This window comes from Rhodoferax sp. SPJ21, assembly GCF_058216335.1.
The window spans coordinates 361044-373674 of sequence record NZ_JBYZMO010000002.1 but is presented as its reverse complement, the minus strand read 5'-3'; the positions used below and the strand labels follow the sequence as shown (position 1 = coordinate 373674).

The 12631-nt window shown below is 53.7% G+C and carries 12 protein-coding genes; 1 reads left to right on the top strand and 11 read right to left on the bottom strand.

From position 1 onward, the window contains the following. Window positions 1-91: 91 nt before the first annotated feature. Window positions 92-589: a Spy/CpxP family protein refolding chaperone gene (locus AC4BBN_RS09570; protein ID WP_490591758.1), complete on the bottom strand. Its 498-nt coding sequence runs from the start codon at window positions 587-589 to the stop codon at window positions 92-94. A 233-nt stretch (window positions 590-822) separates the two neighbouring features. On the opposite strand from AC4BBN_RS09570, the gene AC4BBN_RS09565 reads away from it, so the two are divergent. Beyond that, window positions 823-1785: a recombination-associated protein RdgC gene (locus AC4BBN_RS09565; protein WP_490591757.1), complete on the top strand. Its 963-nt coding sequence runs from the start codon at window positions 823-825 to the stop codon at window positions 1783-1785. Between the two features lie 90 nt (window positions 1786-1875). Here AC4BBN_RS09565 and AC4BBN_RS09560 read toward each other — a convergent pair whose 3' ends face one another. The 10 genes from AC4BBN_RS09560 to AC4BBN_RS09515 form a co-directional block, all read right to left on the bottom strand. Beyond that, the gene (locus tag AC4BBN_RS09560) at window positions 1876-2604 is read right to left on the bottom strand and encodes a sterol desaturase family protein (protein WP_490591756.1); all 729 of its coding nucleotides are present in this window, start codon (window positions 2602-2604) and stop codon (window positions 1876-1878) included. Window positions 2605-2633: 29 nt separating this feature from the next. Beyond that, window positions 2634-2879, bottom strand: coding sequence for a hypothetical protein (locus AC4BBN_RS09555; RefSeq protein ID WP_490591755.1), 246 nt, complete (start codon window positions 2877-2879; stop codon window positions 2634-2636). Beyond that, a complete protein-coding gene (locus AC4BBN_RS09550) occupies window positions 2867-4180 on the bottom strand; it encodes a hypothetical protein (RefSeq protein ID WP_490591754.1) in 1314 nt (437 codons plus the stop codon). The genes AC4BBN_RS09555 and AC4BBN_RS09550 overlap by 13 nt, the downstream gene beginning before the upstream one ends. 79 nt (window positions 4181-4259) lie before the next feature. After that, on the bottom strand, window positions 4260-4937 hold the full coding sequence (locus AC4BBN_RS09545; protein WP_490591753.1) for a hypothetical protein: 678 nt from the start codon (window positions 4935-4937) through the stop codon (window positions 4260-4262). Between the two features lie 311 nt (window positions 4938-5248). After that, complete coding sequence (locus AC4BBN_RS09540) at window positions 5249-5905, bottom strand: hypothetical protein (RefSeq protein ID WP_490591752.1); 657 nt, start codon at window positions 5903-5905, stop codon at window positions 5249-5251. Continuing rightward, entirely contained in the window at window positions 5877-6890 is a 1014-nt protein-coding gene (locus AC4BBN_RS09535) for a hypothetical protein (protein WP_490591751.1), read from the bottom strand. Before AC4BBN_RS09535 ends, AC4BBN_RS09540 begins: the two co-directional genes overlap by 29 nt. Before the next feature lies 1 nt (window position 6891). Beyond that, window positions 6892-9747, bottom strand: coding sequence for a type VI secretion system Vgr family protein (locus AC4BBN_RS09530; protein ID WP_490591750.1), 2856 nt, complete (start codon window positions 9745-9747; stop codon window positions 6892-6894). A gap of 244 nt (window positions 9748-9991) precedes the next feature. Continuing rightward, window positions 9992-10975 carry a DUF6976 family protein gene (locus tag AC4BBN_RS09525; RefSeq protein WP_490591749.1) on the bottom strand — a complete coding sequence of 328 codons (984 nt, stop codon included), beginning with the start codon at window positions 10973-10975 and terminating at the stop codon, window positions 9992-9994. Window positions 10976-10987: 12 nt separating this feature from the next. Next, entirely contained in the window at window positions 10988-11203 is a 216-nt protein-coding gene (locus AC4BBN_RS09520) for a hypothetical protein (protein WP_490591748.1), read from the bottom strand. 557 nt (window positions 11204-11760) lie between these two features. After that, the gene (locus tag AC4BBN_RS09515; protein WP_490591747.1) at window positions 11761-12495 is read right to left on the bottom strand and encodes an aspartate/glutamate racemase family protein; all 735 of its coding nucleotides are present in this window, start codon (window positions 12493-12495) and stop codon (window positions 11761-11763) included. Window positions 12496-12631 lie beyond the last annotated feature (136 nt).

Here is a 12631-nt window from a genome sequence, read left to right as displayed (position 1 = left end):
AGCCAGGTCTTATGCAAAAACTATCCACATAGTTATGCGGCGCCACACCACGCCCTGCATTCACACGGATGCAGGGCGGGCTGGAATAGCCTTAACCCTTGTGCGGGTGGCCTTCGGGGCCGTGGTCGCCGGGGCCGAAGTGCGGCATGGCGTTCGCGTCAAACACCTTTTGCTGCTCGGGCGTCAGCGCGGCATAGAAGGCCTTGGTGGCATCGGCGCGTTTATCCATGGCGGCGTCGCGTTCTGTACGCATGGCGCGCATCTTGTCGATACGTTCAGGCGTGGTCAGCTTGGCCATTTCGGCGTGGTCTGGCCGGGGACCCATGGGCGCCGCCGGCTGCATGCTGGCGGTGAAGGTGGTCCAGGCGGGTTCCTGGGCAGAGGTCAGCTGCAGCTTGGCCTTCAGCGCAGCCATGTGTTTGAGCATGCGCTCGTGCATCTTGGCGGGGTCCATGTGGGCCATGCCTGGACCTGCACCTGGGCCTTGGGGTGGCGGTGGGGGCGCATCAGCTGCAAAGGCGGCGTGGCCCGCCGTGGCGAGCATGCCTGCCAGAACCAGACTCTTGAACGCGGTGTGTACGGAAGCCATATCAATCTCCTAGGTGGATCGTGGAAAACCAAAGCCTGCAGTCGGGTTTGGCTGCAGGTTGAATGGCAGTGTGCAAGCCGCTTGTGTACCCGCCATGACCCGTGAATATGGCTTTGTAAAGCTGCAGGTGCCAAACCAGCGGCGACAATAACGACCCAGAAGGCTCACGCCCATTAATTTTCCTTGTTAGAACGTGTCCGCATGCTTTGCGGGCCTATGCAGAAAGAATTCCCGTGTTCAAAAACGTATTGGTGTACCGCATAGGGGCCGGTTGGGTCCCTGATCTGTTGAAGATAGAAGCCGAGCTGGACAAAGACCGTTTCGTCGAATGTGGCGCCAGCCAGGAAATGTCCATGGGCTGGGTCGAGCCGCGCGGCACGGCGCATGGTCCGCTGGTTGAATCCATTGGCGGCCAGCTGATCTTCAAGATCATGTTCGAGAGCAAGTCGGTGCCCGCCTCGATCATCAAGCGCAAGTCCGAAGAACGCCTGGCGCAGATCGAGGCCACCACCGGCCGCAAGCCCGGCAAAAAAGAACGCAAGGAAATCGGCGAAGACGTGAAGTTGTCGCTGCTGCCCATGGCCTTCAGCAAGCGCGGCGCCACCACCGTCTGGATCGACCCCGCCGCACTGGTGCTAGTTGTGGATGCCAGCAGCCAGGGCCGGGCCGATGAAATCATCACCGCCCTGGTCAAAGCCATAGACGGCTTTGCCGTGCAGCAGATCAACACTGCGATCTCGCCCGCCACCGCCATGGCAAACTGGCTGACCACCCAGGAGCCACCCGCCGGCTTCACCGTGGACCGCGAGTGCGAACTGAAGGCCGCCGATGAGTCCAAAGCCGTCGTCAAATACGCCCGCCATGCACTGGACATCGACGAAGTGCGCCAGCATGTCGCCGACGGCAAGCTGCCCACCAAGCTGGCCATGACCTGGGAAGGCCGCGTCTCCTTCATGTTGACCGAAGGCATGCAGATCAAGAAAGTCACCTTCCTGGACGGCGTGTTCGACGGTACCTCGCAGGAAAAGGAAGACAACTTCGACGCCGACGCCGCCATCTCGACTGGCGAAATGCGCCAGCTCATCCCCGACCTGCTGCTGGCCCTGGGCGGCGAGATGGCCCTGGGCTCCGTAGGCACCACGCCAGATGCGCCCGCGCCCTTGCAACCGGTGAATCTGGCGGAATCGCCGTTTTAAAGAATTCGGGCCCTGGCGCAGGTGGTATATGCGCTGGGTGCTATTGAAAACAGAGCAAGAACTTTACGGCGGTGTTTCTTGCTGCACAAGCTACTGGTGTACATCGCGGAACATCAGCATGTCTGTAATGCGCTGTGATTTCGCTTCGTCAAACCCGAGGTTCTGGGCACGCTGGGCAGGATTCACCCAGGTGCCAAAAAGCATGTCCCACAGGGGAAGACCATAGTTCTGCGCGTGGTGGCCATACGCGTGGTGCACCGTATGCATTTCCGGGCGCTGCACCAAGACGCCAAGCCATCTGGGCGTAACAAGGTCGCTGTGGAGGAAAAGGTCAAAGACGCCCGTCAGCAAGAGTGCCAAGCCCGCTGCTAGCGGCGACGCTCCCAGGACGACATAGCTAGAGAAGCCGCTGATGAGCACGGCAGCCGCAGAATCCAACGGATGCGCATAAAAGGCCGTCAGCGCCTCCACCCTCTTGGCGCTATGGTGAAGCTGATGAAAGACGCGCCACAGCACATCGAATTTGTGCGTGGCCCGATGCCACCAGTAGAAGACAAAGCTGGTGAGGAAAAAGCTCAGCAGACCAATCACTCCGTCTGGCAACAGCTCGGCGCTAGAAATCCATGCGTGTTGTTTGATTTTTTGGCTAAAAACATAGCCAATCAAAAGCGTCGTCGCGATGGTTGCAACAGCAGAGCAAGTAGACAGAATCAGCCAACGATGGTCACAGCTATTGCGTGAAGCGGGTGCAATCACTTCCCGGCAAAAAATGCCGATGAAAAGCAGGGCTAAGGCGGGGTAGATGTAGAACTCGATCATTGCTTAGCGCAGGTCGCCTGGGCTCGGCGTTAGCTGAGGGTTTGGATGTGCACATGAAGGGCCTCGCGGCCTCGTTCATCCAGAGATTTTTCCATTTTTCTGTACCAATCTGGAATATCCGCATTCGCCATATTGGCCTGCAAGATAGGTAAGGATTTTTCTAAAAAGACAGAGAAAAAAGGCACGCCCCGTGCCCACAAGAAATGCGAGTCTGTAATGGACAGACTGGCATAGAGGTCTGCAAACCAATCCAGATGGGGCATTAACGCAGCCATTTCCCCTTTTTTTCAAGCGCAGATATGTAGTTTGTACGCAGTGTTGGACTCGGCATCTCTCGGCTGCTTGCATTGAGGTTTTCGGCTTTCTCAAACCAGGCCTGCCCACGCAAAAGCTCTCCACACATCACGGACGTCGTAGCCAGCTGCAAAGCATTGTGGGCTGAAGATTCGTATTGAAACAATTCATGAAAGCAGTTGAACGCTTGCTCCCATTGCAATAGTGCGCAATGGCACAGTGCGCAGAGTCGAAAGGCATCTGCTTTTACCGCCGGGTCTGGATGTTGACAATGCGCGCCAGCCAAAGCAATAGCATTTGCGTGCTGACCCGCTTGGTAGGCGGCCAGCGCCGACTCCAGCTCAGTCGGCGTAGGCCGTGGCTGTTCGTTGGAGGAACCCGCTTCGCTGTGCATGGCCTCTTGACTGGACGCCTTTTCTACATGGCGCATGTGCTGAACAATATCGGCGTAGTCTTCTGCGGAAACGGGCCACGCTGTCGCCACCAGTTTTTTTACGGTGTTGATGCCACCTTTGTCATTGCGCGTTTGCTCTACCGTCGTAATGTTGAGCCATTTGACAGGAGCGTCTGCACCGGTGCTGAAGCCTTCTACCGCAATAGTCCACCACTGGGACGCGATGCTGGTTTGAAGATCTGCCGCTCTTGGCATCGCAAGCAGGCAACGCGGGCCGTGTTGGACCAGGTATTCCAATAGATCGCCAGACTGCACATCGGCTAAATACAGTTCTCCCAAGGCTTCTTTAGCTGCCCATTTTTGGGAGTCTTCCGCATACGGTTCGCATGCCCCATTGCGCGCCACCATCACACTGAGGCCCACCACTGTCACCGTTTCGGCCAACCATGCGACGCAATGCGCCAAAGGTGAAAACGCTCCAGGTGCACCAGCCTGCGCAACCGCAACATCCCACAGCACCGGAAAGAACAGCGGGCCCGATGCAACAAACTCGGTGGCCAGTGGCACCCCATATCCGCGCAACGTTACCAGCCAGCGAACCCACAGCGCACACAGTGCCAGCACGACCGCCAACACCGTATTCCAGCGCACCGAGCGCGAATGCCCAGCGTTCGCTGCGTGGGTAATCGTGACCGCACACACCGCAGCAAATACTAGCGCCAAAAACGCTGCGACAACGCCAGGGACGTTTAACAACAAGAGACAGGCATAGCCCCAGCTAACTGCGGCTAATAGGGGCAATGCCCATACCATGGCCCGCAAAAGCAGGCGCACGTTGATGCGACCGGAAGGTTGGTGTGTGGGGAGGGTAAAGGAGGCTGTTGTCATGATTATCGGTAGTACGGCTGCGCGCTAGTAGCTACTTGCGCAGGTAGCAATTGCGCTAATGAGCTATTTCTTCAGAAACTCAATTACTTTTAAATGGATTTTCCAAGTCAGCACGTTGAATCCAACCAAAGGTGACATTTGGATTATTAGTAATCCTACTCATATCGGTATCCACATATCGTCCATACGAATATATGCCGGCATTTTTTTGAACAACAAAAACATCATTTTGGGTAATAAAAGATTTCATGGGAGTAAATTTCCCATTGGTATTTTTATAGAAATGAGTCTTCTTCGTGGCAAATAGCAATTCAATAGCAGTTATGTTTTTTACGATTTTAAATTTTTTTACTCCTTTTTCTTGGGGACCTAATTTAAAATTCCAGCTTACCGCTGCATTACATCCTGCGACTTGATCTTCTAACGCAACTATCCAACTACCTTCACTTTTGTAGAGCTGACCTGAAATATCTGCACTTTCATTTCTATTTTGAAAACTTGATTCAGTATAAAAGCTAATTATTTTTTTGGGTGAAGATAAACTTTTTTCAGACTCAAGGGTTTGAAAGAAAAAGACACACGAAAATCCTGTTCGACTATTTGATGATCCGTAGTAACCATAAATTTTCCCATTTGATTCAAACCCAATAAGAGCAGGTTCTTCAAATTGAACAAATGTTCCTGCCTGTGCTTTATTAAATAAAAGCACCAGTGCAATTAGGATTAATTTAAAAACCTTACTAAGATTTTGCGGCATTATAGAAATCCTCCATTTTTTATGGAGACTTAGGATTTTGTGTTTTCCATTTAGCACCGTTGTGGTTATAGGTAAAAGTTTCCCACTCTTTAACGAATAATGCCTTTAAATCTGCATGATTAATTTTGAAAAACCAGCAATAATGCACCAAGCCCTAACTGTGGACGCCATCTGATATTCACAGCATGGTTCATGTCAGCACTTCAGTGCCGACGCGCAGGGCAAACTGGTTGCCCCAGTTGGGGTCGGCTATGTTCCTTTTCACTATCAAATCAATAGCTATTTGCGCGTGTGCCAATTGCGCTGGTGAGCTATTCCTTCAGAAATTCTATTTCTTTGAAATTGTTAGACAAACGAGCACGAGGGTTCCCATCAAGATTTTCATATGATAAAAAATTAATCAACAAATTCCCATCATCTACAGAAAAATAGCCCAAACTATTGGTTGGTGATTCAGAATCCATTAATTCAATATTCTTAGAGCAACTTCCAATTAATATTTGAGAAACAGTCACTGGTCTGTTAGAACTTAAATCTAATGTATTTAGATAAATTTCAGCGCCGGATCCACATTGACCCCCACCTTTACTCGAGGTTGACCTAATTGCCGACATATATAACAAAATATTTTTTGAAATATATGGCTGCAAATTTTCTGGTAATATTAAGAAATACTTCTCAGCACCAACCATTTCTGGATTAAATCCAGCAGGTATTCTGTTTAGCAAAAAATTCTTATTTTTGATAGAGAAAGATACGTTTCTTTCCTTGAAGAAGTATTTCAATGAAAATTCATTTTTATCAAAACAGAATCTTGATACGACTCCATCTTTATTTCTTACCATTTGGTGGCTTTTAACAGATTTGGTGCAAATATCTTCTGCACTAGTCGCGATAGCTGGTAGAAAAATAAGTATGAAACCAAGAAGCAAAAAGAATTTATTTCTGATTGTTAATATGTTCTGCATAACAACGTCCCGTATAAACTGGTTTTGTACCTTTTCCGTCTCTGAGGTCTTTTAACGATTTTCCTTTGTTTTCAACCAAACTCATATTCCAACCTGTATTAGATTGATCTGGGTCACATAAAACATCGCTGTTCTCAATCCATTTTTTTACAGAACTATCCCAGACATGATAATGGAAATTTGCTCCGTTGTAATAAACCAAAGTTTCCAAATTTAGTTGTTCATCATTATATGAGCCGTGGGTGTCTAAGTACTTTTTTGCAGCAGCTCTTTTCTCTTTAATTACTTGGGTTACTATATATTTGATATGCTTTTTCCAATCCCAAACTTGTTCATATGAGGGAACTGGTGTAGTTGCTTGTCCTAAGCCATATCCATTATCAAATGATACCAATGGACGTTCATCTGAATAGAAATTTTTAAATTTTGATTCTTGTTTGAATATTTTTTTTGCCAAAATAATTTCATTTGGATACTTTTCAGAGAAAGTATCCAATTCGTCATTTATTTTTTTCTCGCCAGGCTCTTTTCCTGAAATTAAAGTTTTTCTAACAAATGTTTTTGCCCCGACTTTAACCTTGACAGTCAAGTCGCCACCAATTGTTTTTTTATTTAACTCCGCAGTCCATTTTTTCAAATCAGATTTAAATGACCCATTTTCGGAAAAAGTTTTTTCAGTTTTTGGTTTAAATCTTGTTTTATTTTGTTTTTGAGGACATGCAAGTACGGGCCATTTTATTTCCCACGACCACTCAAATGGCCCTTCTTCATCTGTCTTTATTTCATATGTGATGCTTGGAAACTTTGCGTCCTCATCAATATAAAAAGTTTTACAAGAATCGGGGGAAATCCATTCACCAAACTCCATTTTTACTTCACATTTAACGAGCGATTTATCTATATCGTTTGTTGTTCCTGCGGACTTAGATTTCGCTGCCGGCTTTTTCTTCTTGGCAGTTTGTGGTTTTGTGGCTTTATTTGGCACTTTAATCACCTATATTGATTTCTTCATCAAATTCAAATACTTCAATATTTAAATCAACTTTTTCATCAGTAAATACACGTTCTGTATATCCTTGTGAATCAGTTACACCTTCAAAAACTTCTCCACTTGAAGTGGTTATTCGATACCGTGTGTTTGCAATAGGATGATCAGTACCAGGAAGAACCAAGTGGAACTGCTCATCAAACAATTTCACCCGCGTATCCGGCAACTTCGCCACCTCAGCCGCGTCATTCCCCGGCCCCTCAAACGGATGTGCCCCACCCTTGACGGTGAACGTGCCCGGGCAGGTAAACGTGATGCTGCCCCCGTTCAGCACCACCGACGACTGCCCGGCCTGCAGCGTGACCTTGTCCTTGGCCAGGATCTGGATGTCGCCGTTGACGCTGATGACGGTGACGGCCTGGTCGGCCAGGATCTCCAGGGCATCGGTATGGGCCTGCACGGATACCGGGCCGTTGGCGGCGTACGCCTGGATGCCGCCTGCGTGGCTGAACAGGCTGGTGGCCTCGCCTGACACGCTGGAGAGGGTGGCGCCTGCGGCCCAGTGGGTGTCGCTTTGGGTGGTCCATTGCAGTTGGTTGCCTGCAAAGATGGCGGTGCTGGCCGGGCTGGCCCAGTGGGTGCTGGCTGGGGTTTCCAGCAGTACCAGCGGGGTGGCGAACTTCTCGACCGGGGCGCTGGTATCGAGTTCTCGGCTGCCTGTTCCTGTTGCTGCGGCTTTGAACGCTTGCTGGCCGTTGACGCTGCCGGGGTGTTTGCCCTTTTGCTGCGGGTCAATGGCGGTGATGAAGTCGCTATGGGCCTGGGTGGCTTGGCGGCTGGTGCCTGCGCTCTGGTGGGTGGCGGCATCGACCAGGGCCTGGGTGAGCTGCTGGGCGCTTTGGAGTTGGGCCAGGCTTTCCTTGGCGTCCATCTGGGTAGATGCCACGCTGGTGCCTTGCTGGGGCCGGGCGTGGGTGCTGAGCAGCACGCCTTCACCGCCGCGCACTACGCCCCAGGCGTCGGTGCGCAGCTCGAAGCCGCTGCCCCGGTAGCTGCCGCGCTGGGCGCTATTCGGGGCCTGGCTGACCAGGTAGCCCAGGTTGAGCTGGCTGGCAGCGGTGCTTGAGCCTAAGCGCATGCGCAGCTGGCCGGTGCTGTCGTCCACCACCCATTGGTTGTAGCCCTGGCCGTCCAGGCCCTGGCTGTGCATGCCGCTGATGACGCCAGCGTGGTTAACGCCAGAGTCCAGCCCGGCGCTGAACGGCGGCAGGTCGGCTCCGTTATAGAGCTGGCCCAGTACCACCGGGCGGTCCATGTCACCTTCTGCGAAGTTGACCAACACTTCGGAGCCTATGCGCGGGGTGAATTGGCTGCCCCAGTTGGGGCCGGCGATGGCTTCAGCCACGCGGACCCAGGTGCCGCTGCTGTCATCGCCGGGGGCATTGCCTTGGGTGTCTGTGCTGTTGCCGGTGTCGAACAGGCCCCCGGCCAGGGGGCGAGTGCCGCGCTGCCAGGGGAACTGGATTTTGACGCGGTGGTCGCGGTCGGTGGTGACGGCGGTGTCAGGCAAGCCCACGACGATGGCGGTTTGCGGGCCCGGTGCGGTGGGCCGTGCAGGCTGTGCGGCGGCCAGGGGGACGATGGGTACCGTGGTCTGTACGCAGCTGAAGTGGTTGCTGTAGGTTCCACTTTCTGTACCTGCGGGCATGTTTGCCAGCAGACCAGACAAGCCACCTGCATTGCCAATGCCGATATCCAGGTTGTTCACGGCGGCATGGGTCACGCACAGCACCTTGAAGGCGTTGCTGCTGCCGTCTTCGGCATAGCCGTCGTGTTGGGTGAGCTGGAAGCTGAAGCCGGGCTGCAGCTGGCGTACCGCGCCTTCGCCATGGAAAGTGACGCTGTCCAGCGCCAGGGCCTGCTGCATCCAGCGGGCTTGGCGGTGGGCGTGGTCGGCGTCTTGCAGCTGGCGTTCGCCGCTGCCGTCGAACACCTCCAGCGTGGGCACGGCTTGCGCTGCGGGCGGCTGGCTGGCGCTTGCGGCGTGGGCCAACAGCTGCTGGGGGTGCCAGCTGGCGCGCACCACGGCGTTGGGGCGCACGGCTTGGCTGGCGCGGAATGCGGTGATGGCGTCGTGCTCTTCGGTGGCGTCCATGCGGTGGAAGCGGATGCTCTCAAAACCGCCGGGCAAGGGCGGGGCCTCGGCGGCGGCGTCGAACACCACCAGTTGGTGGCGAGCGCGCAGGCTGCTGTCGGCATTGCTCTCACCGCTGGCCGCATCTTCCTGGCTGTGGGTGAAGTACCAGCTCAGGCCCTCAGACGCCAGCAGGCGGGTGAAGAAGTCGAGGTCGGTTTCTCGGTACTGGGTGCAGATGGCGCGCTGCTGCAGGGTCTGGCTGGCTTGCCATTGCAGGCTGGCTTGTGGGTAGTCGGCCAGCAGCTCGGCCACGATTTGCTGGGCGGTCTGGTCCTGGAAGATGTAGCTGTCACGGCGCAAGCGCAAGAACGCGAGAAAGGGCTCCAGCCGCAGCCGGTAGCGGGCCACGCCGCCGTCGGTGCCCAGCCATGCGGCATCGGTGCAGTACCCGTGCCAGGCGCGCTGGCTACCGTCGGCCTGCAGCAGGCGCAGCGTGAGTTCTTCGCCCAGAAAGGATTCCAGCGGCAGGTCGGTGGACAGCGACAGGGCATCCACATCAAAGCAGAACAAGGCGTTGACTGCCTCTGTGCCGGTGAAGCGTTCTACCGACAAAACGGCACTGAGTCCACTGGCTTCCGAGGCCTGGATGGTGATGAGGCGGGCGTGTTGGCTGAGGCCATTGCCGAAGATGGCGGTAAGGTCTGAAAGGCTGGTCATGCGGTTCCCGTGGACAGGGGCTGGAATGGCGCCAGACCCATGGGGCTCGCACCAGGCAGGCGAGCCAAAATTATGGGCGCACTTGGGTACCGCTTTTTTGTGACCTATGACCCAAATAACAATCTGAAACAGATCTATTGTTGTAGATGAAAAAAGCTGCTAGCGCAATTTGAATGTGCACTAGCAGCTCTTATTTTTATAGCGTATTGCTATATTGCTGAACCTAGGTTCAGCCTCCCACGAATCAGGAAATACGGATCATCACCATGGTTTGGTTCAGCAATTGGTACGCAATTTCACCAAAAGTTACTGGCCCTTGCACGCCACCGATGGCCTTGCCTTCCAGCTCCCCGTACAAGAAGTTCAGAATGCAGTTACAGCCTAGGACCACGCCCTGGGAATCCACCTCGGCCAGGCGTGCCCGAAAGGCGTTTGCATAGTCTGGCACTGGCTTGGCAAAGTGGTAATCCACACCGGGAAACACCGGGGCATATAGATTTACCACGCCTTTGGCGTCATCGATGTTTTGTATGGAGGCATTGATACGCGCGCCGGCAAAGTCACCAACCAGGGGCAACTTGCCTGCATTTAAGCCGTTGCTGCGCAGGTACTGCGCAAAATCAACTGTCTTGCCGTTCACCAGACATTCCCTAACCTGGAAGGACGTTGCCGAAAACTGTAGCAAATCGCCGCCATCGGATTCAAACAGGTTGACAATTTCTACCGAGGCAAGTTTGTCTGAAGGCAAGCTGACGTAGGCCACGACCGCCCGGTCTTCATATTTGCTGGCGTTACGGCCGTCATACACCTTGGGGCTTATGTGGCCCAGGTCCGAAAGATGCACACCTGAGATCCACCCCACCGTGGGTTTCAGGAAAGCATCCGGATTGTTGGAGGCTTCAGCTGCAAAGCGTTGATGGGCTTGGCCCCCGGCAGGGATGATGGTCAGGGAAAAACCATTCTCGGGTGCGTGTTCCACAATGCCTGCGAGTTCAGCCGGCTCATAGTTGGCTATATTGATGTGTCCCAACTTGGACAGATCGGTAACAAATACCTTGCCTTCAGTCACCACGGTACCGCCGTCGGCCACCATGAAATACGGGATGGTGCCACCAATCCAGTTGCCTGCTGGTAATTGATCTAATGCAGATTCGGGGCCAGCCAGGCTCAATGCAGCACCGTTACGGATAAGTTCAGCTGCTGCGGCTACGGAAATGAGTTCGTTCATAAAGGACTCCAATTAAAGAGAAGCAAGTTGAGAAACTTCTGTTGGGAGCGCTCTTTCCCATTTTGAAAAGTAGGCGTGCAGTTCACTGGCCTTCACAGCGATAGGGTCCGTGCTGCGCTCGATGCGTTTGGTCATCAACTGGGTCCCGAGATGTTGAGTTTTCAGGCGGGTAATGCTGCCGTTGGCAAGACGTTGCCAGCATGGATGGCTGGAGGCGGGAACAGTCATGGTGTGTCTCCTGTTTGATAACTGCTAAATGCGGCAAGAGCTGGACCAGAACAATTGCCGACAATTTCGTCCGACAACTTGACCGCGACTGCAATGATGGGCACTGCAGACAGTATTTAACTTGATGAAAATCAAACAAACAAGAGCATAAATTGATGAATTTGTCTTTAATATGAAAAATTAACGCATTTTTCCTCATTTTAAAGTATGTTTTTATCACTTTAATGGTGGATTATGGATTTTGTAAGAGTCCATCAAATTTGAGGGTTTGGCACTTACCGTGCGGCGCAAAGTCCAACATCTTCAAATACATGCCGTGGATATGCATGCTGGGTTCGGGGCATTTACGCGCAGCCAGCAGGTTCAAAAGCCCGAATTTTCTAAAGCTGGTACTGTTTTACAGCCTGCTTGTAAGGCTCTTTCACGAAGAACTACTTAGTACCACTCACAAACGCGCACGATGAAAATGGGCCGTTTACCAAAACATGCCGCCATGTTTAACAACTGGCATGGCTTGTACGCTGCAGCAGATGTTTGCTGCGTTCCTCAGATGGCCTTCATGTGCTGCCGGTCAGGGCCATCAGTTCCGGCGACAAACCCGTCCAAATACCGGGCAGTGCAGATCGCATCACTGCGCCGGCCGGGGCGAGTAGAGCCTGGCGTGCGCCGGCCAGCACGCTGTCTATCACCGGCACACCCACCGCGCCTTGCACCCGTGCCGCCATGCCGGCCAGACCGGCACCGCCCAGGATGACGGCCTGCACGCCGGTGGCTTGCGCAACTTCGCTGCAGGCTTTGGCCAGCAGGGCACAAGCCGCCTCGGGGTCGGCCGCCAGCTCGGCGCCGGTGGCTTCCACGGTATGGATGTGGGCCAGACTGTCGCCGTAACCTAGGCTATAGGCCAGGCGCTGCAACATGGGCTTCCAGGCGGCGCCGCCGGTGACCACGGCAAAGCGGCCGTGCTGCGCGGCTTCGATGAATGCTGCCTCGGCCAGGCCTATGACGGGTGCGGCGCTGCACTCGCGCAGAGCCAGCAGGCCGGGGTCGCCAAAGCAGCCAATCAGCACGGCGTCGGGCATCGGGCCGTCCTGGGCCAACCAGTGGGCCCAAGCGTCCAAGGTGGCGTGACCGGCCACGGCGTAACTGGCTTCCGAGGAGATGTAGCGCGCACCAAAACGAGCGGTGACGGTATGCACGGCCACATCGGGTGCGCTGGCGGCCAGCACATGGGTGCGCAGCAGCCCGGTCACGCTGTCGCTGGTGTTGGGATTGATGACTAAGAGATGGCGCATAACGGAGAGATTCGAAAACCGGAGAGAAAAACACCACCCTTGTACTTATTGACGTAAGCAACCATGCGCGGCATACCGCAGAACTGGCTTTGCAGAGCTGCTGGTATGGCCCCCTGCGTGTCGCATCGGTTTTTAC

What these genes read in the sequence shown, in the direction of transcription:
- AC4BBN_RS09530 (WP_490591750.1), bottom strand. Translation starts at nt 9,747, where the DNA reads ATGACCAGCCTTTCAGACCTTACCGCCATCTTCGGCAATGGCCTCAGC.
- AC4BBN_RS09570 (WP_490591758.1), bottom strand. Translation starts at nt 589, where the DNA reads ATGGCTTCCGTACACACCGCGTTCAAGAGTCTGGTTCTGGCAGGCATG.
- AC4BBN_RS09560 (WP_490591756.1), bottom strand. Translation starts at nt 2,604, where the DNA reads ATGATCGAGTTCTACATCTACCCCGCCTTAGCCCTGCTTTTCATCGGC.
- AC4BBN_RS09525 (WP_490591749.1), bottom strand. Translation starts at nt 10,975, where the DNA reads ATGAACGAACTCATTTCCGTAGCCGCAGCAGCTGAACTTATCCGTAAC.
- AC4BBN_RS09515 (WP_490591747.1), bottom strand. Translation starts at nt 12,495, where the DNA reads ATGCGCCATCTCTTAGTCATCAATCCCAACACCAGCGACAGCGTGACC.
- AC4BBN_RS09555 (WP_490591755.1), bottom strand. Translation starts at nt 2,879, where the DNA reads ATGGCTGCGTTAATGCCCCATCTGGATTGGTTTGCAGACCTCTATGCC.
- AC4BBN_RS09520 (WP_490591748.1), bottom strand. Translation starts at nt 11,203, where the DNA reads ATGACTGTTCCCGCCTCCAGCCATCCATGCTGGCAACGTCTTGCCAAC.
- AC4BBN_RS09550 (WP_490591754.1), bottom strand. Translation starts at nt 4,180, where the DNA reads ATGACAACAGCCTCCTTTACCCTCCCCACACACCAACCTTCCGGTCGC.
- AC4BBN_RS09545 (WP_490591753.1), bottom strand. Translation starts at nt 4,937, where the DNA reads ATGCCGCAAAATCTTAGTAAGGTTTTTAAATTAATCCTAATTGCACTG.
- AC4BBN_RS09540 (WP_490591752.1), bottom strand. Translation starts at nt 5,905, where the DNA reads ATGCAGAACATATTAACAATCAGAAATAAATTCTTTTTGCTTCTTGGT.